17 protein-coding genes are annotated in these 23,160 nt (G+C 40.7%); 13 read left to right on the top strand and 4 right to left on the bottom strand.

Annotated elements, in window-relative coordinates:
* Positions 1-13: 13 nt before the first annotated feature.
* The 3 genes from NQ544_RS10010 to NQ544_RS10000 all read left to right on the top strand — a co-directional run bounded on the left by NQ544_RS10010 (position 14) and on the right by NQ544_RS10000 (position 2,745).
* Entirely contained in the window at positions 14-1,279 is a 1,266-nt protein-coding gene (locus NQ544_RS10010; protein ID WP_006848426.1) for an ATP-binding protein, read from the top strand.
* A gap of 85 nt (positions 1,280-1,364) precedes the next feature.
* Positions 1,365-2,282 carry an IS982 family transposase gene (locus NQ544_RS10005; RefSeq protein WP_006847996.1) on the top strand — a complete coding sequence of 306 codons (918 nt, stop codon included), beginning with the start codon at positions 1,365-1,367 and terminating at the stop codon, positions 2,280-2,282.
* A gap of 157 nt (positions 2,283-2,439) precedes the next feature.
* The gene (locus NQ544_RS10000) at positions 2,440-2,745 is read left to right on the top strand and encodes a PD-(D/E)XK nuclease domain-containing protein (protein WP_006848424.1); all 306 of its coding nucleotides are present in this window, start codon (positions 2,440-2,442) and stop codon (positions 2,743-2,745) included.
* Positions 2,746-2,815: 70 nt separating this feature from the next.
* Here NQ544_RS10000 and NQ544_RS09995 read toward each other — a convergent pair whose 3' ends face one another.
* Positions 2,816-3,949: an AAA family ATPase gene (locus NQ544_RS09995; protein WP_006848423.1), complete on the bottom strand. Its 1,134-nt coding sequence runs from the start codon at positions 3,947-3,949 to the stop codon at positions 2,816-2,818.
* Positions 3,950-4,187: 238 nt separating this feature from the next.
* The gene (locus tag NQ544_RS09990; RefSeq protein ID WP_153134114.1) at positions 4,188-5,522 is read right to left on the bottom strand and encodes an ATP-binding protein; all 1,335 of its coding nucleotides are present in this window, start codon (positions 5,520-5,522) and stop codon (positions 4,188-4,190) included.
* 536 nt (positions 5,523-6,058) lie between these two features.
* Here NQ544_RS09990 and nhaD point away from each other — a divergent pair.
* Positions 6,059-7,429 (top strand): sodium:proton antiporter NhaD, encoded by a 1,371-nt coding sequence (gene nhaD / locus NQ544_RS09985; protein WP_006848421.1) that lies wholly within the window; start codon positions 6,059-6,061, stop codon positions 7,427-7,429.
* A gap of 284 nt (positions 7,430-7,713) precedes the next feature.
* Here the strand turns inward: nhaD and NQ544_RS09980 are convergent, their stop codons facing one another.
* Together NQ544_RS09980 and NQ544_RS09975 are read right to left on the bottom strand one after the other, a co-directional pair.
* On the bottom strand, positions 7,714-9,600 hold the full coding sequence (locus NQ544_RS09980) for a VapE domain-containing protein (RefSeq protein WP_006848420.1): 1,887 nt from the start codon (positions 9,598-9,600) through the stop codon (positions 7,714-7,716).
* Positions 9,601-9,844: 244 nt separating this feature from the next.
* Complete coding sequence (locus tag NQ544_RS09975; protein WP_006848419.1) at positions 9,845-10,300, bottom strand: DUF6078 family protein; 456 nt, start codon at positions 10,298-10,300, stop codon at positions 9,845-9,847.
* 945 nt (positions 10,301-11,245) lie between these two features.
* Between NQ544_RS09975 and NQ544_RS09970 the strand changes: the two genes are divergently transcribed.
* The 9 genes from NQ544_RS09970 to NQ544_RS09930 all read left to right on the top strand — a co-directional run bounded on the left by NQ544_RS09970 (position 11,246) and on the right by NQ544_RS09930 (position 23,160).
* Positions 11,246-12,796, top strand: a complete 1,551-nt coding sequence (locus tag NQ544_RS09970) for a hypothetical protein (RefSeq protein WP_153134115.1) — start codon at positions 11,246-11,248, stop codon at positions 12,794-12,796.
* Positions 12,797-12,826: 30 nt separating this feature from the next.
* Positions 12,827-13,168: a hypothetical protein gene (locus NQ544_RS09965; RefSeq protein WP_006848416.1), complete on the top strand. Its 342-nt coding sequence runs from the start codon at positions 12,827-12,829 to the stop codon at positions 13,166-13,168.
* A gap of 15 nt (positions 13,169-13,183) precedes the next feature.
* A complete protein-coding gene (locus NQ544_RS09960; RefSeq protein WP_006848415.1) occupies positions 13,184-14,857 on the top strand; it encodes a hypothetical protein in 1,674 nt (557 codons plus the stop codon).
* Between the two features lie 20 nt (positions 14,858-14,877).
* On the top strand, positions 14,878-18,747 hold the full coding sequence (locus NQ544_RS09955) for a hypothetical protein (protein ID WP_006848414.1): 3,870 nt from the start codon (positions 14,878-14,880) through the stop codon (positions 18,745-18,747).
* Between the two features lie 22 nt (positions 18,748-18,769).
* Entirely contained in the window at positions 18,770-20,746 is a 1,977-nt protein-coding gene (locus tag NQ544_RS09950) for a hypothetical protein (protein ID WP_153134116.1), read from the top strand.
* Between the two features lie 22 nt (positions 20,747-20,768).
* A complete protein-coding gene (locus NQ544_RS09945; RefSeq protein WP_040553451.1) occupies positions 20,769-21,416 on the top strand; it encodes a TerD family protein in 648 nt (215 codons plus the stop codon).
* A gap of 23 nt (positions 21,417-21,439) precedes the next feature.
* Complete coding sequence (locus tag NQ544_RS09940) at positions 21,440-22,045, top strand: TerD family protein (protein WP_006848411.1); 606 nt, start codon at positions 21,440-21,442, stop codon at positions 22,043-22,045.
* 20 nt (positions 22,046-22,065) lie between these two features.
* A complete protein-coding gene (locus NQ544_RS09935; protein WP_006848410.1) occupies positions 22,066-22,671 on the top strand; it encodes an N-acetylmuramoyl-L-alanine amidase in 606 nt (201 codons plus the stop codon).
* Between the two features lie 159 nt (positions 22,672-22,830).
* Entirely contained in the window at positions 22,831-23,160 is a 330-nt protein-coding gene (locus NQ544_RS09930) for a hypothetical protein (protein ID WP_153134117.1), read from the top strand.

The following is a 23,160-nucleotide window of genomic DNA, read 5'->3' as shown; positions in this document are numbered from 1 at the left end:
AGCATGTAGGAATATGGCAAAAATAGTAAATAAATATCCTGTAGGAATTCAGACATTTGAAAAAATCCGCGAGAATGGCTATCTCTATATAGATAAGACCAAATATATTGTGGATTTCAGGGAAAAGCAGATGTCGTATGTCTTTCTGAGTCGTCCAAGACGATTCGGTAAGTCGCTCTTTGCCTCTACCCTCCAGGCTTATTTTGCGGGAAGAAAGGAACTTTTCGAGGGATTGGCCATTGCTGATTATGAGAAGGATTGGGTGAAGCATCCTGTGCTCCACTTCGACCTGAGCGGTGCCAAGCATTTTGATGAGGAAGGCTTGAAGCATTATCTCGACTTGCAGCTGAAACCATACGAGAAGCTCTATGGCAGGGATGATGATGAATTGTATCCAAACGACCGATTGGATGGAATCGTAAAGCGAGCTTACGAACAGACGAGCGAAAAGGTGGTTGTCATTATTGATGAATATGATGCCCCATTGCTGGATGTTGTGCATGAGAAGGATGTACTCAAGCAGTTGCGTCTCATTATGCAGAACTTCTATAGTCCTCTGAAAAAGCTCGACCCATATCTGGAGTTTACCTTCATTACGGGTATTACTAAGTTCTCTCAGCTCAGTATCTTCAGCGAACTCAACAACCTCGATAATATCAGCATGTTCGACCAGTATTCGGCTATCTGTGGTATCAGTAAGGCTGAACTTTGTACGCAGATGAAACCGGATATAGAGGCTCTTGGTGAAGCTCTTGGCATGACGTACGAGGAATGTCTGGCTGAGTTGACAAGATACTATGACGGCTATCATTTCAGTGAGAAATCAGAGGATGTCTTTAATCCGTTCAGTTTGGTAAAGGCCTTGAACGCCCAAAAAATTGCCCCTTACTGGTTTGGTTCTGGAACGCCAACTTATCTTATCAAAACGTTGCAGAAGTACCATGTCAGCGTGATGGATATAGAGAAAAAGTCATGTGATATAGATGACTTTGATGTTTCGCCCGAACTGGTGACCTCTGCACTTCCGCTGCTCTATCAGAGCGGTTACCTCACCATCAAGAAGTATAATCCGATATTGCATCGTTATACGCTGGAATATCCTAACAAGGAGGTTAAGACGGGGATGCTCAAGAGTCTTGCGCCCAACTATCTTTCACCAATATCTTTGGATAATAATAGTCTGGTAGGTGATTTCCTGGAAAAGCTCTATGATGCTGATGTTGAGGGAGCGATGGTGCGCCTGAAGGCCTATCTTACCTCAGTTCGGGATAAGAAATAGTGCCTAAAAAAGTTGGTAATCTCCGATATTTTTTGTATCTTTGTAGTTGAAATCCAATTAGTTACAAACATAAAAAGATATCATTATGGAGATTACCAAGGACAAAGTTACAGAATTATTTTGTATTATTGATGAATTTTACAAAGTTTTTGATGCTGAAAATGCAGGAAAATTGCTTTTGAGTGAAGATGGAGTAAAGCGCAGACGACGTAAAGCCTCTTTATCTGATAGTGAAATCATGACGATTTTGCTGTATTTCCATTTCGGCTCATTCCGAAACTTCAAGCATTATTACCTATTCTTTATTAGAGGAACATTGAAGTCATATTTTCCAAATGCAGTGTCTTATAACCGTTTTGTAGAACTTGAAAGTCGCGTATTCTTCCCTCTCATGTTCTTCCTGAATCTCCGTGCTTTTGGCAGATGTACAGGTATAACCTTTGTTGATTCAACCATGATACCAATATGCCACAATCTCAGGCGTTATGCCAACAAAGTGTTCAAAGGCATTGCCACAGACGGAAAGGGAACAATGGGATGGTGTCATGGGTTCAAGCTACATCTGGCTTGTAATGATAGAGGTGAGATAATTGCTTTTGTTCTCACTGGTGCAAACGTTAGCGACAAAGATCCAGCGGTATTCGATGTATTGGCTAAACGTCTGTATGGCAAGCTGTTTGCAGATAAAGGCTATATCTCGCAAAAACTCTTCGATTCGCTTTTTGAGGAAGGCATCCAGTTGGTTACAGGACTGAGAGTGAACATGAAGAACAAACTAATGCCGTTCTATGACAAGATGATGCTACGCAAAAGATACATCATTGAAACGATTAATGACCTGTTGAAAAATACGGCTCAGATAGTACATTCACGTCACAGGTCTGTTTCGAATTTCATCATAAATATTATTTCTGCATTAGGGGCATACTGTTTCTTTGACAACAAGCCCAAGGCACTTACTGGATACGTTATCGAAGATACGAAACAGCTGAGTCTTTTCTAACATTGCATATTTTACAGGAGGATTTTGTCTCAGCAACCATCCAAGATATATAGATGGTTGCCAAGCCTCTGTGTCCCTTATATAAAAACATTATAAAGCCTTTAGATAGAGCTCGTTATCCCGAACTGAGGTCTATCTTGCCAATATCTCCAACCGCTTGAGTAATAAGAACGAACGGGATTTCCAGACGGTGTTCTATCTTATCTTCAACCTGATGGGTGCCTACATGAGGGTAGAGGAGAACAGTGCGATAGGCAGGGCTGATGCCGTGGTGTATATGCCTGATGCCGTGTTTGTTTTTGAACTGAAGTATGATGGTTCTGCCGAAGAAGCTATCAGGCAGATTGATGAAAAGGGATATCTGATTCCATATTCTGCAGATGGTAAGCGCCTGTTTAAAATAGGTGTAAATTTCGATAGTAGTCAGCGTACGATTGGTGATTGGATAATCAGGGAAGAATAAGAAAGATTACGAAAAGATAATCCGAAACAGAAGCGTTATCAGCTATCTGTTTCGGATTTTTTTGCAATCATTAATTTCCTGCGCAGTTCTTCCTCAACCACATCCCGAAGAAGCGGTCGTAGATGATATAGCAGCCATTGTACTTGTAGATGAATTCTCTATTGATCAGCGTCTTGAGAGCAAGACTCACGCTGCTGGCAGCAGGCAAGTTGTGGCGGCTGATGAAATCCTGCGAAAGAATGGAGGTGACAGCCTTATCCTGGGCAATGGCAGATAAAAGGGCAGTCTGATTGTCCGTAAGGGAATCGTAGTAATTCACGAATGCCACTTCCTGCTCGTTCACCAATTCCAGGGTTACATCATCAATTTCCGCTGTCGTTATTTCCTTTCCGTTCTGATAGAGGCGGTTCAGAATATCCTGGATATACCAGGTTTGACCATCCACCTTATTATATAGATAGGCAAAGGTATCAGGATCCATGGTCAGATTCCGGGTTCCCATCCATCTGTTGGCAAAACGATGATACTCATCCTGGTTGATGAGAGGAAGATTGAGAATTTGCGAACTCTGATAGAATGGGCGTTTTGCCGACAGGAACATGTCGGTCATCATGTGCTGCTTACTGCCTGCAAAGATGAAATATACATTCGGCAAGAACTGGATGTAGGAGCGCAGCAGGGCCTCTGTGCCATCTTCGGGATATTCGGCTATCTGCTGGAACTCGTCGATGGCAATATAGATTCGTTTCTCCGATTGTTTCAGATACTCGAAGATATGTTTGAGAGAATCCTCGCTCTGGCTTGGTGAAACCGTAATCGAGAACGTAGGGATTCCCGTCATCTCATCAAACGACATCGTAGGTTTGTAGCCGGCAAAGAAAGTGGTAATCTTGCGCATGGCAGTTTGTGAGAAAGGATCAACCTTCCCGATAACCGTCTTTGCCAATAATTGGATGAATTGGCTCAGATTTCTTGTGGCATTGATGTCGAGATAGAAACAATGCGTTTCAGGCTCCTGCTTACTGATGTTCTCAAAGACATGGTGTATGAGTCCCGTCTTTCCGATGCGTCGGGGAGAGATGAGCACGATGTTACGCTCATTCTGCAAAGCCTTCATGATGACTTCCGTCTCTTTTTTGCGGTCGCAGAAGTATTCTGCTCCCTTATATCCGTAGATAACAAATGGGTTATTCAGCTGTTCCATAACGTTTTATATCTATTCCATGTTTTATGTTACATGTTTTATGAAATGCAAAGATACTACTTTTTATGTAACTATCGCCACTTCTTTTCCTAATAATTTTTAAAACTTGCATTTTGACAGTGCTTATCCATCAAAAATTCCCTCCGTAAGTATATTAGCTTCATCAGGCAACGAAACTACTTTCAATGCCTGATGAAGCTAACTTCGTTTTTTGGGGGCTACAACAATGCACAACACATCATAGGAATGGTACCATGAATATAGGAAGACATGTTACACCTTTGTCCTTGCGAAAATCCTTTGTGTAAATAAGATATTTATCAGATATACGAGAAGAGAACTTTTTGCAAAAAAGATCTATGGATGTATGTGTCGCATACCCCGAAGATTTCACTTCCAATGGACACACTTTGTTGCCTCTGCTCAGCAGAAAATCTATTTCGTAATTATGATTAGATGTCTCAGATGCAAATGTATAATAGAATAACTTGTTTCCGGATGCAGTTAACATCTGAGCAACAATATTTTCAAAAACATATCCTAAGTTTGCATTTAACTTGTCACTAAGCAACTTTTCATAAATCACGTTTTCTGTAGCCTTCTTATCCATAAACATGGAAGTCACAAACAAACCAGTATCATGTAGATAGAGCTTAAATTTCTCAAGATTCTTAGTCAGAGACATACCTACGTTCGGATCATCTGCATGATATGCAACATTCACAATCATAGAGTTTTTTATATCTTCCAATACTGGAAGAATGTTTTCTGCTCTTTGATTTTCTATTACCGAACTTACCTGATAGCGACTTCCGCCATGAGAAAGCTGTGCAGGTATATTGTTGAAAAGTAACGAGGCACGACCTGTGGAATCTATTTTACGCAAGTCTGCATCGTAGAGACTTATGATAGAACGCTTCATCTCGTCGACATCAGCAAAATTATTCGTCCTGATATATTCTGATACAACTTGTGGCATACCACCTATCAACATATAGAGTCTGAAATCGCGCAAGGATTGTCTGACGACCGCATCTCCAAGAGCTCTTTGTGTTTCAAAACACTGTTTGAACAAAGGAATACTGACATCGTCTCCCAAAGCCCATCTAAATTCCTCATAGTCCATAGGAAACATTTCTATCGTAGTTTCTTCGCTCGGTATCAAAATTCCTTCTGTAAACTTGCGAATGCCTATAAGCGAACCTGTTTCAATGTAATCATAGCGTCCGTCTGCAACCAAATACTTGATTGCCTGGCGTGCTTTAGGAGCAAGCTGTACTTCATCAAAAATAATAACAGACTTACGCTCTATAAGCTTTACCTTATAGATCATCTGTAGTTGCAGGAATATAAAATCCAAATCTGATAAGTCATCAAACAAGTCGATAACTCGTTTGGATGCCTGTCCGAAGTCTATTAGAATATATGATTCATATTCGTTCCTGGCAAATTCCTCTGCTACTGTTGATTTGCCTACACGTCTAGCACCTTTTATCATCAAAGCACGTCTGCCTCCAGTGTTTTCTTTCCATAAACGTAACTGGCTGTAAATCTTCCTTTTAAATGTATTCATATGCAAAATCCCCATTTTTATTTGCTGCAAAGTTAGCAAAATCCCCAAATTTAAACAAGTAAATACTTGCAAAATCCCCTATTTTAGTTTTTGTTAACTAAAATAGGAGGCACTACTGAGCTCCTTCGGCCTATCTACAGAGAAAATGACGGATGCTTTGCCTTTGCTTTACCAGAGCGGTTACCTTGACCATCTAGAAGTATGAGCCGATGTTTTAAGGATGAATAAGAAAGAATACGAAAAGATAATCCGAAACAGAAGCTTTGACAGCTATCTGTTTCGGATTTTGCATTTCCATAATGTTTTATATCTATTTCATGTTTTACGTTACATGTTTTATGTAATGCCTCAACCATACTGGTCGAAATCGGTTATTATCGGGTTAAAACCGTAAGTAAGTAAACGATTTCATACAATTATAATAAGGAATCGTGTGGTTATTGCTTTTCTTTTTGTATCTTTGCAGCCGTTTGGTAATTTTGAGTACCAAATCATACATAAAGGAAAAAAGAATATCTAATAATAAATAAAAAGTAATGACTACACTTACAATTTCTATTATTGTCGTTTTCGTGCTCGGCTATGCACTCATAGCTACCGAAAGCTTGACTAAGGTAAACAAGGCTGCAATTGCCCTGTTGATGTTGGTAGGTTGTTGGACCCTCTATATGGTGGATCCAATGCAGTATCTCCAGTTGATGCACCCTGATTATACAGGTGGTGCTGCTGGAATGGTGGAGAAGGTGACCGGAATCATCCAGGAACATCTGGGCGATACCGCCACAACACTCTTCTTCCTGATGGGTGCGATGACCATCGTGGAAATAGTTGACCAGAACGGTGGATTCAACTGGGTTCGCAAGGTGATGAAGACCAAGTCGAAGCGTGCGCTCCTCTGGCGTATCGCTGTCCTTACCTTCATCCTCTCGGCTATCCTCGACAATCTGACCACCAGTATCGTGATGATCATGATTCTCCGAAAGCTCGTCACCGACCATAAGGATCGCATGGTTTATGCATCCCTCGTCATCATCGCAGCCAATTCGGGTGGTGCCTTCTCACCAATCGGCGACGTTACCACCATCATGCTCTGGAACAAGGGATTGATTACTGCAGCCGGCGTTATCGCCGAAATCTTCATCCCGTCTGTGGTTTCCATGGTGATTCCAGCCCTCATCCTTCAGACCATGTTGAAGGGCGAACTCTTGATGCCTGAGGTTTCTGCCCAGCAGAATGCATCGGTCAGCGATTTCACCGAAGGTCAGCGCAAGGCTGTGTTCTGGTTGGGAGTAGGCGGTTTGATCTTTGTTCCTATCTTCAAGAGTATCACCCACTTGCCTCCATTCGTAGGAATCCTTCTGGTATTGGGCGTTCTCTGGACTGCTACCGAAGTTTTCTATCGCGGTTTGCATCGTGGAGCTGATGCCGAGGGCACTCAGAAGCGAGTAACCAAGTTGCTTTCTCGTGTTGATATGAGTACCATCCTCTTCTTCCTCGGTATCCTGATGGCAGTATCCTGCCTGGCTGAGATTGGCGTGTTGACTGCTTTGGGTCAGGGCTTGAACGTCGTATTCGATGGCAACCACTACCTGGTTACTGGTATCATCGGTGTGCTTTCAAGTATTGTTGATAATGTGCCTCTGGTAGCCGGATGTATGGGAATGTATCCTGTGGCAGCCGCTGGCGATATGGCTGTAGATGGTGTCTTCTGGCAGTTGCTGGCCTACTGTGCCGGTGTCGGAGGTTCTATGCTGATTATCGGTAGTGCTGCTGGTGTGGTAGTAATGGGCTTGGAGAAGATTACCTTCGGCTGGTATATGAAACACATCTCCTGGATTGCTTTCGTAGGTTACATCGCAGGTATCGTTTGCTACTGGTTCATCCGTACCTTCCTTTATGCTATCTAAAGGATAAGCATTTTCAGATGTAAACCCCACACGCCCTGAAAGGGCAGAAGCTCATAGCCCAGGGCAGCGCCCTGGGTAATGATGGATGCAAGCCTGTCGCCCTGTAAGGGCAAAAGCTTTCTCTCTTACGTGAAAAAGTTTTTTTTTGAGAAAAAGTCTCAAAGTCTCATTTTCTATTGAAAATATCGACTTAAAGACTTGATAGATAATGAGATAAAAAGAATGAGACTTCTCGGTTTTGGTGCCGAGAAGTCTCATTAAAGTCTCATAGAAGTATCATTATTTCACTTTTTCTTTACAAGATACTTCATTCCATCTGCAAATCTCTTATGTTTTAACTCACTCATATTCGCCAGTTTTCTGCCGAATCCCATCAAACTGTTCACCTTGAGCGATGAACCTATCTGCTTTTTCAGATAGTCGAAAATCTCGGCAGCAGTCAGATATTCACCCTCTTTCTCATTCTCAACCAAATCAAAATAGAGCTGGAAATACTGGTCTATCGGCTCAGCCACCTCAAACTGACAGTTGTTCTTCATGATCAACTTCACCTGTTCCGCATCAAAATAACTCTTCTCGCCATTGTGCAAAGCAGTCAGCGCCTGGGCGAAAAGCTGCTGATAGTTCGGACGCAAGCTCACATCGATCGGCCCCGTCAGTTCCACACCGATGAATCTTCGGTTGCCGGATGGATCGGTGAGAATATCCGTTATGTTGCTCGTGGCGATGAACGAGGCAAGACGAGGAAATTCCATGACATGACTGCCATACGGAGGCTTGTATTTCAGTGTAGGCAACTGGATGAGATTCTTCAGAAATCCCTGCTGCACCTGTGGCGAAATCTGGTTGAACTCATCGAGATTGATGACCATAAACTGCGCCATCGCCTGATAAACCTGACGTTTTTCTGACAGAATCAGATTATCGCTATATCCCCATTGCAGCTCCGGTGGCAACAGCCGGCGACAGAAAGTACTCTTGTTGTAACCCTGCTTGGAAATGAGAAGCGGAGCCACCGAGTTGCCATACTGGCGATGGGTAAAGCCGCGCCACTGGTCAACCATGCCCAGAAACCAGGTGTAGAACCAGTCTGCCCAGTAAGGATTGTTGGTAGGAACCGTACGAGCCAAGGCACGTATATGGTCCTTCCCGTCCCATTTGTCGTAGCATTGGAAGAGATATTCATCTATCGGATTATAATTCTTGATATAATCAGACTCCAGAAAATTCCTTACATCCTTGATGCTCACCCGGATATCAGCGAGCTGCACCTCCAGCGTCATGCGCTTCTGCACTCTCGGATCCACAGGCTGGAAACCATACCACCCCTTCTCCTTCGGCATGTATTCCACGAATTTCATCACCGTGTTGTATCTGAAGTTATATTTACTTTTCAGCAGCTGCATCATGCTCATGATATTCTCGCGAACGCTGTTCTTGTCAACTTTCTTTTCTTCTTCCGAAGTATCGGAACCAGGATTCATCTGCTGATTATCTTCTGTGTTGAAAGCCTGGTTCTGAGGGTGCATGTTGCTGTCAATTTTCATCGCTACCGCCTTATTGTTGAAATAAGGTTTCGCATCGAGCGTCATCATAAAACTGTTGTGCATCGAAGGCTCAAAAGACAGGTTTGAGCCCGCTTCTATAGAAGGTTTCGGTCCGTCTGTGAGCACCGAAGCCTTGGCAATCGCCTGATATACAGGCAGAATTTGCTGGTAAGCGATGCGGTACAGTCGTTCGGCATCCGCCTCCTCAGCAGGCAGCAAATCATCTTCATTGCAGAATTTCACCAATACGATAACCGACTTACCATCAGCACCTTCCATCGCAGCAAAGGTAGAAGGCAGCATGGCAACCGAGCGCTTCACGCCCTCCACGCCGTCCACATCCGTGATGTTTCCGAATTTCAGCATCAGGATACCGTTGCACGCCTTCATCTTCAGGTTGTTGTTTTCGTCTTTGGCGAATTCAGCAGCGGGGTAGATGTGCATCCATGTTGGCATATCCTTGTAATATTCGTAGCCGCTTTCCATATAGGTCACGTATTCGCGGAAATGGGTAACAGTAAGTCTGCTGTCATCTTTTGCGATACGTTGCAGCAACTTCTCCATCGTCTTGGTGCTGACGAGGAGCTGCTTCTTGTTGTTTGTATGAACGATTGTTACCTTCATTGAATATATTGATTAGGATGTTTGTTTGTTAACTATTAACTGTTAACTATAAACTATAAACTCTTGTTTGCGTTGCCCAAAGTTCGGTTGGTAAATTGGGCACTTGTTTCCCGTTATACGGGCAATGGTTGCCCATCACTTGTTCTCCAGTAGCCCGTCACGTGTTCACCGGTAGCCCGTCACGTGTTCTCTGTGGGACCGTTTAAATGGCATGGCTGGAACATCTGGAGGGCAGAGAAAGAGATTAGCTTTTAGTGAAATCAATCTCTTCTGAGAAATGGTCGAATTCAACATCTTTATATCCGTATCTGTCGAAGAGCTGTTTGATATATGCCTGTTGTTCCGGCAGGAGTTTCAGTTGTCCCAGTTTGTAACGGTAGTATTGTCCTTTGCTGCCGAGGTAGTCTCTCATTTCGGCGCGCAGTGCAGGAGCGTCTTTCACTTTCATTTCGGCAAAGAGTTTGTCGAATCCCCATGCCATTTTCACGACACGCAGCGGAGCGAAGTACTTGCAATTCCCGTTTTTCAGGGCATTTGGGAAAATGGCATCCCCTCTATCAGTCTTCTCGTTTTTGTAGAGACCGGATAGATAGTGGATACATTTGTTTTTCATCGGACATGGTTCGGTGAAACAGTAGGTGATGTTGCTAGGTACGTTTCCGTACTCAAAAGCCTTTTTCAGTAATTCCTTTTCATCCATGTTTCTTAAGTATTAAGAATAAAACATTCTGTTTTACTAAACGCAAAAACCTCCTGTTTATTGCCTTGCAAATGCTATTATTATCACTTCATAAAGCATTTTTTTTCGATGCAAGCAAGAAATCATGATACTTCTCGCTAATTTATGATACTTCGATGATACTTCTCCCTTTATTTTTAGAGAAGTCTCATTCGTGATAAAGTGTTGTGTATTAAAGATATAAGTCTTATTCTACACCGAAAAATGAGACTTTGATACTTTTTTCGAGAATAAAGATTTATACGTGCGTGTAATTGTTGGTTCTTTATCGCTTGCGTACTTCTTTCTAAATATCATCCTAGCCTCATCCCTTTTGTAGGAAGAATCATGTTCCACAAATAGCTCTCCTTTTTACGATTGTGTCCCCTCACACAACTTTTTTCGAAACTTTTTTGCTAAAAGTTTTGTTGTTTCGTTTTTTTTCTATAATTTTGTAGGCAGTTAGCGATAGAAATGTGTAAAAACATGAAAATCGCAGCAAAAGTCTCGAACCACGCCGAGCCTTTTCATATTTGCTTTAGCTTTATGATAGAGGAGAGTAGGGTGGGAAAGAGACACGACATATATAAGGCGCATACTTGGCGCTTTGTTCACGACTGATAGAAACTTCGCAACTTTCAGATACTGTCATGGACTTAGCAACGGTAGGTGTCTACGGGTGTGATTATATCACAGCCAATGGAGTATTGTATACCTATAATAATAGGTAAGATACTCCATGTGGTGGCGTATATCATATCGGCGTGGGCTCTAACGTTGTCTGTTCAGCAGTATCGGGCAATGCGAAGGCCTCTATCAGTGGGACAGACGACAGGCAGTTCCCACGCTTTTTTATGTTCGTATGAAACTTTGATGTCTAATCGCACAGTGTTGATGGGGACGTATCTGCGCACATAAAAAAGCAAAATGTTGAATAGATCTTTAAAACTGCCTAGGATTGGTTCTTCTTTATTGATGTTTTTAGCCTCAATGAGTCTTGTTGGTTGCACGTCAAGTTGTGGTGGACATAAGGTGGATTTGAGTCCTAATCCACAAAACATCCAAGCTTACTACGAGAAAGACTCACAGCGAATGCCAAATGAGGGGAAATGGGCTGCCTATTTTGATTTTTCTGGTGTTTATATAGCATACGATGACCCAGCTACTGCTCAAACCTTTAATGGTATCACACAGAAGGTTACAGGTTCATTGAATAATTATGACCTTTATTCATTGGCTAATGAAAAGATTGAAAAGTTGAATGGAAACGATTTGCATTCAGCTGCGAATATCTTTGCTCAACTACATAACCCTGCAGCTCAAGGACAATTGTATGCTCCTATAGAAAAAACTCTCAAGAAAATTGTCGATGAGAATAGAAGTGCCTTGTTGGTAACGGATTACGAGGAATATACACCAGGACATCAGATTTATCAACAAGCTTATGCTACTCCTTACTTTGAGGAATGGTTAAAGAGAGGTAAGGATATAACGTTCTTTGTGACAGATTACAAAGAAGGTGCTCTAGATAAACATCTTTACTATACTGTTTTTGATGACGAGAATCATCGCTTCTTGAAAGAAATTGAAGATGGTTTGCAAGGCAAGGCTCAGAACTATAAACGTTTTACGCTTTCTATGCATAACTACACAGTATTGCCAAAGAAAGGTGGAACAAGTGGTGCTTATGCAGGTCCTTGTATAGGTGGAACTTATCATGATGCAAATGGTGATGATGTAGTTACTGGGTCTGTGGAGAATGGAAAGGATGATGGCTTTAATTTCTTGCAGGGATCACGTGCCGAGTTGTATACTTTTGATGAGGGGTGGCAAGCTATCGTGGAAAATGCTCGTGGCCAGCAGGAAGAAGAAATTCCTTTGCAATACCGATTCCGGCATTTGTTCCAAAATCTATATGCAGATTTTTCTAATGTCGATTCTTATCAAATAAAAGGCTTAGCGGCAAGAATGGCGGACATAGGAAAAGATTTTGACCTTTATATGAATTGGCATACAGCTATGCTATATAAACCTAAGACTACAATAGTTGAAGGAGAAAAAGAGATTGAAGTGCCAACTGAAAGCTCTAACTTATATGATGAGCAAGGTAAACTTTTACCTGAGTTTGATTATGTAAAGTTGGGAGGTAGAAATATTGCGGATATTCAAGGAGTGGTAGCCTTTGATCAAAGTTTGTTCGCTCAATCTTTTGCCAAGACGAAAGGACATGATGTAGAGTTAGCTGTAGATTTGAATCCTCAGTTTGGTGGTGTTATAGCTGGTAATGAGGAACCTTCAGGTCTTTATCGCATAGACATTATTGTGGCTAAGGCAGAGCCAAATCTTGGTGTTCAAATAGATAACCTCTTCTCTTGGCCTGGCAATAATTGTCTCAGCTCTGCGATTAGAAATGTATTACAGCATTGCAATCCTCAAGGTAGCTGTGTATATAGCTATTTTATCAGAATGAATCAATAACAATCGTATAACCATATAAAAAGAAAAAGTATGTCAGAAATTATCGTTCCTGTTTATATTTGTGCCTTGGTGGCATCGGTATTGGCTTTGGTGTTGGCTATCATTTTGTCCAACAATGTTTCTTATCAGCCTAATCTGAGTGATGTAAGAAAACGTAAGGTGATATTCTGGTTCTCCAGTATTGTTGCACCTGTTGTTTCTGCATTACTTGCATTTTTGTTTGTATATATAGGTTTGAAAACTGGTTCAAAGAAAAGTACATTTATGCTACATATGTCTATTGGACTTTGTGTTTCATGGGTGGTATATGTTGCTCTTGGCTTTGTTGTTTCTAAGGCGAACAAGCAAGGCAAGTTAGGTTCTTGGTTCTAATATGGAGTTTCGATTATGAAAGATAGTTTATTTATTATAGCCATTGGTGGCACGGGGATGAGGTGTTTGGAGGCTTTCGTGCATCTCTGCGCTGTAGGAATGTTTGACAATGAAGAAATCAACATACTTACACTTGATACCGACCAAAGCAATGGTAATAAGGGCCGTGTAGAACGATTGATTGAGTTATATAATAAGGTGAAGACTGATAATCCAGAATCACCTGGTGGAAGTCCGAATTCCAATACTTTCTTCTCTTCCAAACTGAACCTTTATCGTTTCTATACGGATTATTCTATGGCAAACCGTAGTACTTATTCTAAATTGAGCGCTACACAGGGTGTAGGACAGGAAACGGAAGAAGATGATCATGATTTGGCAGACTTGTTCTTGGAGCATGATACTGTACAAAGTTTTAATCTGGATCATGGCTACCGTGCGCAAACTCATTTAGGTTCAATGCTGATGTATCATGGCATAGTAGAGGCGGCTTGTCATTATGTGGCAAACAAAGCTAAGGCAACAGAACCAGAGCTACAGTTGGCTGATTTTCTGACAGGCTTGCAGAAGAGCGGTACAGGTGCTCGTGTGTTTGTGTTTGGTTCTGTTTTTGGTGGAACAGGTGCATCTTCGATACCTGTTGTGCCTGAGGCTTTGAAAGAGGCCGGAAATATCATCTCGCAAAATACGATAGACTTCAATAAGGTGAAGTTTGGAGCCACTTTGCTTACGGAATACTTCAGTTTCCAATCTCCTTCTGATGCGCAACGTAAGCAAGAAAAGTTGATAGCTTCATCCGATTATTTTGCCATCAACTCACAAGCGGCTTTGCAGTTCTATCAGAATGACAAGACGGTGAAGGAACGATATAAGCGTTTCTATCATATAGGCTGGCCAGCAAAAGACCTTAATGTCTCAGATAGCAATGGCGGTAAAACAATCACAGGTGGCGCAGAACAAAAAAATGCTTGCCATGTTGTGGAAATGATGAGTGCTTGTGCAGCTTATGATTTCTTTACGATTGCTGATCAGAATTTACAAAATACTTCGGTTCAATACTTGTATCGTTCGGTAGAATTGGATGATGCAAAGAACTTAACTTTCCGTGGTACGGATTTCGTAAGTCAATCCAAGGCTTCTGAGTTTATGCAAAAGTTGGGCTCATTCTTGACCTTAGCACATATCGTTCTATCTAAGCATGGTGGTGCTTTATTGCAGAATAATGTGGAAGATAAGACGAGAGGTACACGTGGCTTTATTACTCGTCTAGCGGAACAGGAAATCCCTGACTACAACGACATGAAAAAAGAACAGTCTAAGGAGATTGATGACTACATGAAGGAATTTGCCTATAGTACAGAGAATGGAACTATAAAGCGTGGATGGATTTATCAAGTATATAACTCTGTACGTTTGGCAGGTGTGAGTCGTTTCTTGTTCCCATCGAAGGTTTTTGAGGAAAATGTGATGTCTCTTGCTGCAATGGATCCATGTAAGGAGATTCAAGAGGAAAGAAAATCAGGCTTGTTTAAGACAGACAAGCGTACAGATTATGATGATTTCATCAAAAATCTCCCTAAGTGCCGTCCTGTAGATGAAAAGCAAAATGTCAGCACAATGAAAGAACGTTTCTTGGCGCATATGTTCAACGCCATCAACTTTACAATTCCTTTTAGTGCTAAATTATAAAAGTTTAAAATATAAGTCTTATGCCAGATATTAAAGCATTAGTAATCAATGTCAAACCTCGTAGCCAACAACAAGGAGCTGCTGGACAGTGGCAGGATTTGACTTCAAGCATACAAGCTTTTACACGAGATATAGAGACTCCATCTATTCAGGATGGAGTTGATGTTAGTGCCATTGTTTCGGGTGTACCAACTGTATTTGCTCGTGCCGACCTTTTCAATCATGCACTTAATGAAATACAGACAATCCGTAAGGATGCTTCTGTTGGACTAAACCAATATTATGTCAATCTTGTAGATGAGTGGCGAGGTCTTATAGCTTGTATTGCTTTGAATAATACCGCAATAGAGATACGTCGTATCACACTTGCCTATAGTGACGGTAAGGATATGAAGACTACGGAAAATATGTATGAGCCAAAAGGTGCTTTTGGTAATATGCTGATGAATGACCGCAGCCTTTGGACAGAGCAGGGTAAGGCTAAAAATGCCCAAGTGCAGCCTTTTCTATACCTTATTAAATATAATAAGCAAGTGGTTGGTGCCACTTCGCCTCGCTCGTTGTTCTTTACTTCTGTGTCTTATGGTATAGATAAGAATGTTGCGTTTGTAGACCCTGCGACTCACCGTTTTACAGACCCACTGCATAGCACGATTTCTGATGAACAGTTGCTCAATTTGTTTGCTTACGTAGATAAGTTGTTGCCTCGTATCAAGCAGTTGGAAGACTACTACAAGCAGACTGGACTCACATATGAAGGAATCAAGGGTGAATTGGGTACATGGCGTAATGAAATCTTGAAACTTATACGTGACCGAAAGCTCGATGAGAATAATGCAAGTGCTCTTCCTGTACAAGGCTTTGGATTACCATTTAGTTTCCTTAATTATACAGAGGAACTTTATGGATATAATGGAGATATAACCACGGAACCTGATGCTGATGGAGTGTCAAAAGCTTTTAAACCAGAGGAACTTTTGTTGCCTAAGGATTCTAAGTTGCTTAGATTTTGGCTACCACGTGAGTATGAAAAAGGTGAAAAGGATATAGCGACATTGCCTATATTTTTGTTGAGAGCACATAGGACAGGCAGTACGGATTATGCCTTCTTTGCTATCCCTTTGAGTCAAAAGGGATTGGTAGTGTTTGGTCGTAATGTAAGCTCTTTGCTGGGGTATACTCAAGCTGGCGTTAGTATCAATTCACACATGGATGCCGAGTTTGATGAGGATAAATCTAATCTTTCAGTGCGGTTGACTATATCTGTAACCGATGAAAATGGTGACCGTAAGGAGAAGACCATTCCTATAGAGTACAAGATTAATGGTATATTTAAGAGAAACAAAGATGTCGTGTTGTGGCCTAATTTCATTTCCGATAAGTGGAATCGTTATTTCTTATATTCAGAGATGCCACACAATGCTCGTCAAGAGGATTGCCAGTATAGCGCAATTCCTTTTGTCGGTAATGAAAAGCAAGATAATGAGATTATTACCGATTATGATGGTAATATACAGTATCTTGCAGATAAAGGTGTTGCTTTGGGTGATGCCAAACTGTTGGTGACCAGCGATAATCGTACTGCAACTCGCAAATATAAATATGAGATATTTGAGAGCAAGCATCCTTTCAGAGGAGTGCGCTTTACTCATATCACTGGTTGTGATAGTGGCTTTATTTTGATACATTATAGCAGTAACTTAAATGCGAACGATTCCTTACCAAAGGATATGCTTGATGTTAATCGTACATTGAGTGATGTTACTGTTGGTGTGGACTTTGGAAGTACTAATACTTCTGTGGCTTATCATGATGGGCAGATGCAATATGCAGAAGGCATACAGTTTACTGGTCAGCGAGTATCGCTCTTTACTGATTTGGGAGCTAATGCCAATCAAGCTCCTGCTGAGCGAAATGTGCTCTTCTTCCAAAATGAAGATTTGTATTCGAATGCCATTAAGAGCATTCTTGCCATCCACGATGACCAACGTTTGCCAAAAAATGAGTTGGATGGTATCAATACCTTGCGCAGTGAAGCTGTACAAGGAGGATTCCCATGCTTCTGCCGTCACTTGCCTGTTGACAATGTTGCGGATGACACGATGACGCTTGGCTTCCGAGGTGGACAGAATATTGTGCAACTCATCCATAATATGAAGTGGAGTGATAGAGAGGAGGATAAGGCGCATAAGCAGGCTTTTTTAGCTTCTTTGTTATTGCATATCTATGCAGAGTTGTTTGTTAAAGGATTTGTACCAAATGTTCTTAGATGGTCGTATCCTTCGGCAATGGGATATAATTTGATGTTGCAATATAACCAAATTTGGCAGTCTTTGCAACATATATCTCCTGTGATAGATGTTGCGGGGAATCCTGTTCCGTTATCAGTTTCTAAAATTCCAGGTATGGATACAGGTGGTATAGGCTCAGATGGGTTTGGAATAACGGTAGATGTTTCTGGGGGCATTTCCAATGATGGTTTTGACAATGATAATCCTTTTGGGGGAGGCGACCCATTTGGAGGCGATGCCTTTGGTTCTACGGATGCTTTTGCTTCTCCACAAAATGAGGCTCCTTTCTCCAATACTACAAGTGCATTTGATGATAGTGATAATCCTTTTGGAACATCCTCTCCTCAACAAAAGAAAAAAGAACAAAAGCCACTTGTGCCTAATCGAGAACCTTTTAGGTTTGATTTTAAGGATATAGATACAAGTAAAGCCATGACGGAAGCTTGTGCTGTGGCTAATTTCCTTTCATACAATATTAATAGTACAAATGAATTGACGTTCTGTTTTGATGTTGGTGGAAGTACGACGGATATTTCTGTAATCTGTAAGGACAATGTGGCAAGCAAAATGTTGAAACAGAATTCAATTCGTTTTGCAGCCCAGCGAATATCAGCTGCAACCAAGTTTATGGATGTTCAGTTTGAGAATGCTTTGACTAATATCTGCCATCGCAACAACTTGAAATTACTTGGGTTTAATGATGGACAAAAACTCTATTCTGCAGCTACTGCCCCTTATTATTTCGAACAAGTGGTCGATTTGTTGGATACGAAACAACTTGCGGAGTTTTATCAAATCCTTTCTACAGAATGTAGTCCTTTGTTCTGTGTGGATATGTATGTTACAGGTCTTATCACTTATTATGCAGGACAATTGGCTATAAAATTGGTAAAGGAAGCACGTCAGTCTGGCGAGTTGTCTATGTTTAAGGCTGATTGGCGACCAAAGGTAAAGATTATCTTTGCAGGCAAAGGATCTCGCATTTTTGAATGGTTATACACCATCAATAAAGATGTTGCGAGAAAATACTATATGGAGATGTTCTGTATGGGTATGGGGGGCATTGATGTAGTCAAGGGTAATCTTGGTGGATGGCCAACTATAGATATCCAGACCAAACAAGCTAATGAGGTGAAGTTTGAAGTATCTAAGGGATTGGCTAAGACCATTGCAAGTCCATTGCAAATCTCTGATAAAGTTATTGAGATTATTGGAGAAAATGGCTTTACTCTCTATAATACAAGTACAGGCAATGAAGAAGAACTTACATTTGAAGATAGTATTTCTCCAGAGTTCATGGAAAGCATTGGAGTTTGTTTCAAATCTCCTAATAACTTGGATACAACGAAAATGTGTTTCTATACTTTTGCAGGAATATTCTATAAGTATGTAAATGGTCTATTTGGAAGAGATATGGTGGACTTGAAAAAAATGATGAATGGTATTAATTCTATGGCGAATATCAATACTTATATCCAAAATCTTCCAGAGATGCAGAAAGCCCGACGCCAAGATAAATTTGACTATGTGGCTCCTATCATCATCCTCGAAGGTATGAAGTTCTACGATGAGTTCTTGATGAACATATTTAAGAGTTGAAAACAGATAAAATCAGAAGAAAGTGAATTATTGCATATTGGTAACTATATCGCGTAATACAATCTCCTTCCGCTATTACCGCACGGATGGCGACAATCGCTTTGTCGATTTCATGCAGGATGGTGGAGGTGAGATGCCTTTTGCCATAGAATGTGTAGGCAATGAGTTTGTGATAGGCAAGAGTGCGTTGGACTCGGCAACCCAAAAACTGGCTCCAAATGCTTTTGCTAACATTTTCGATACTTGTAAGGAAATGCGTACATTTCGATTTGCAGGACGTGATGAGCAACTCAATAAATTACCATTCTATGCAATCAAGTATTATGTTAATAAAATCTTACAAAACCGTTTTTATGGAGAGGTCGGGAATATTGATAGTAATGTATCTAAGTTGCCATTGGTGTTCCTGTTTGCCCCAGAAATAGATACGGATAAGAAACTTTTTATAAGTAGCCCATTTGAAAAAGGTGGCTTTCAGAATATGTGTTCCATAAGTTACTGTCAGCTTTTGCTGCCTGTTGTTATGGAATCTTTGCCAGAAAAACAAAGGGCAAAGGTTGCTATTATGGTTTCGGTAGATAAGAATGATTTGCTGTTGCAACTTTATGATGCTGTAACTAGAGAAACGCTTATGGATTCCATAAGAATAGAAGGACTGGGAAGTGACCCAAGATTGAAACAGACAATGGATTTGATTTGGGCAGGACTCTTTAATTATAACTATCAGCCTCGTGAACAAGAGGAAAATATATTGAGAGAAGCAGCATTGCGATTTCTCAATAGTAATGTGAGGACGGCTAATGAAGAATTGTGTATGAGCGATGGCTCTATGCAAGCTTATTGTTTGTCCCGAGACGACTTGGATATGTCTGCTATAGGTGAGGCATCTAGATTGGTTTCGCATCATCTGAATGAGGCTTTGAATAACAATGGCTTGAATGTAAAGCAATGTCAAGTTGTTTTGGTGGGAAAAGCTGCAACTGACTATTTTGAGAATATCTTTGGGCAGATGGCGTTGGCTTATCCAGTTAGAAAGGTAACGGAGAAAGTGAAAAACTTGATGCTAGACCGATTGTTAGGTTTGGTAAAAATGGCAGATTATGACGTGAGTAATTTGTTTTCTCGAACTCCTAAGGTGCAGACAGTACCTGTTGTTTCAAAAGAAACTTCGGTAGCTTCCGTATTACCAGTGGAAAATGTTGCTGTTCCAACTCCTGCGGACAAAAGAAAGGTTCGAGTTATGAAGGCAGATATAAATGCTAAACTTCGAGGAAATGATGCAAATGGTGCTTATGCAGTTTATGAAGAATTGAAAGAATGGGTAACTCAAAAAGGCTTTACAGAATGGAATGACGATTTGAGTAAGTTGTCAGAAACAATGGGGAGCATGAAGAGGAAAGTGAAGGAGGCTCCAGAAAATAGAGACAAGTTATCGTCAGTCCTTAAGCCTGTTTCTGATATTCCAAAGAAAGCACCTGTCGTTGACTTGAAGAAGATACAGCGAGAGTTTCATCGAGAGACAGCAGATATAAAAGCTTTGGCTCGAACTGGTAGAAAGGATGATGCTAGAATAGCATTGCATAAGCTAGAAACACGTTTGCATCGTGATGACATCAAAGAGTTTGACGCTGCTTTAGCAGACATAAGAAAGCAATATGGCTTAGAAAATGCTGGCGCTGTGAAAAAAGAAGAGAACCCAGCCAAAAAGAAAAAGTCTGAAGCAGAGATGCTACTTCAAAAGGGATTATTTGCGGAAGCAAAGCGAATTTTCGCAGAGGAGGGTAATTCTGAGATGGCTCAGGCTTGTTCTAAATTGATAAGGGCAAAGCGCAATATAGCATCGTACGTAAATGGTATCGATTCTGTTCGTCGTAGTCGTAATATGACAAGCAAACAGAATGCAATCAGAGAGTTGGAAAATTGTTCGGCTCTTTATCGATTGTATAACTTGGAAACTGCAGAAATAGAGCAACTTATTGAACAGTATAAAACAATATAATAAACAATTTAAATGTAAGATTATGGCAAGATTTCAAATTGAAAAAGGTGAGCGCTTTGCGCTTGACAAGAGTGAGGGATTGGAGAAGGTACAGATTGACCTTAATTGGAAATCAGGTGCAGACTTGGATGCATCCGCTTTTCTTGTAGGTACAGATGGCATGATAATGGATGATGCAGACTTTGTGTTCTACAATTCTAATCATCGTGCTAATTCTGAGACTGGTGAGCTTGAGCCTTTCAATAAGGCTGTTCATGGTAATAAAGTTCATTGGCGTTCTGTTACAGTTCCTGTTTCTGCAGATGGTTCTGTCCTTGGCTCTCTAGATGACCTTGGCGATGATGAGGAAGGTGATGAGGCTGGTGAGACTATGCACGTGGATCTTTCTAAGGTGAGTCCAAAAGTTCAAGAAATCATCTTCTGCGTTACAATCTATCATGGGGACAAAAATGGAGTGACCTTTGGGGCAGTTCGTGAGCCTTCTATTACCATTTCTAATGAGGAGACTGGTGAGGAGCTTTGTAAGTATAATCTTAAGGAAAATTTCTCCACAGAGACTGCAGTTGAAGCAGCTAAGCTAGTTTGTAATGATGAGGGTGAATGGGAATTTGAAGCCGTAGGTGAAGGTCATGATGGTGGCATGCAGACTCTCATTGATATTTATGCATAATAAATTTTCAAACGATTACGACTATGGGAAGATTTAATTTGTCAAAAGGAGAACGTTTTAAAATAGCCAAATCGGAAGGTTTGAGTAAAATCAAGGTGGTATTGGATTGGAATTCCGATGCCGACCTTGATGCTTCAACTTTTCTTTGTGGCGATGAGGGCGTGATACTTGATGATGCAGGTTTCGTGTTCTATAACTCAGAGAATCGAGAGCAACCATTTGACCGTGCGGTGTTTGGTAACAAGCGTAAGTGGATGGCTGAAACACGTCCAATGTCAAGTGATGGAGCAGTTCTAGGTTCTCTTGATGATCGCAATGGCGGTTCGGGGGAACAGATTGATGTGGATTTGGACAAAGTTGATCCAAATGTTTGTGAAATTGTCTTTGTTGTGTCAATACATGATGAAGGAATGACTTTTGGCGATGTTAAAGATGCTTTTATCAGTGTAGTTAATGCAGTGAACGATGAAGAGCTTTGCAGATACGAGCTAAATGAGGCTTTCACAGAAGAAACAGCATTGTCTGTTGCCAAACTTGTTGTAAATGAGGATGGTGATTGGGAGTTTGAAGCTGTTGGTGTTGGTCATGTTGGTGGCTTGGAAACTCTCATAGACATCTATGCTAGTTAATGAATTAAAAAGTTGTAGTTATGGCTGATAATAAAAATCAAAGAAAATCGACACGTTCCTTTAATATGGAAAAACATGTTGAGCGACATTTCGATATAGAAAAGGAGCAAGCTCCTGTATTGGATACTCCTCAAAATAAAACTTTAGATGTGCAAACGCAAGAAACAGATGGTGGCAATAATGGAAATGGTAGCAAGAACAAGATACTTGCTATTATTGCAGTTATAGTTTTGATTGTTGTTGCTTTTGTTGCTTACAGAAGTTGTGGAACAAATGAATCAAAGGTAGATGAGCTTACTAACACGATAGTTTCTGATTCTACAGAAAAAGAAAAAGCTGATACAACCTCACATGAAGAGAAATCTGCAAGTCCTATAAGTAAGCAATCACAATCAACATCAAGTGAGGTAAGTTCTGAAACTGGAACAAACGCAGAATCAGATAATACATCTGCAGTACCAACTACCAAAAGTGAATCATCAGGAAAAAGTATAGAAGAAAAAGCTATGCAAGTTTGGGATGGTGTTTATGGCAATGGAACTGAAAGAAAGTCCAAATTGGGTTCTGATTATAAGGCTGTTCAGAAGCGTGTAAATGAAATGTATCGTAACGGATACAGACATTAATATTTATAGTTTGGACAGATGGGTGGGTAGGTACTACTCTTTCTGTCCAAATTGTTTTTATATGCTATAAGAATTTCAGAATTAAACATCATTATACAAGTTGAAATTAATGTTAATGATGGCTCTATAAAATATGAAAATGAATTTGAGCAGAATTATATGAAGGTTAAAGATAGAATATACAAACTTTACACAGAAAATCCTGGTTTTTATAATCATATAATAGAACAAATAGGTTATGGTGACTTGATAGATTTTCATGGCATGTGTATTGAGAATGTTCCCTTATGTTGGAAGGGACCAGATTATGATGGATGGCTAGATGAAACTTGGTTCTTGTTGGAAGGCTTTTGTATAGAAAATGACATTTTATATGCTCAAGTCTCAAATTATCATTCTGGACCACCTGATTTTGAATGGCTGGATATTGAATGTGTGCCAAATGGTATTTTGGAATACGTATTGAAATTATTCAAAGAGAAAAAATAA

Origin of the sequence: Segatella copri DSM 18205 (assembly GCF_025151535.1) — a bacterium.
Classification (GTDB): domain Bacteria; phylum Bacteroidota; class Bacteroidia; order Bacteroidales; family Bacteroidaceae; genus Prevotella; species Prevotella copri.
Note: the sequence above shows the minus strand (reverse complement) of the source record. Positions and strands in the feature narration are given on the sequence as shown.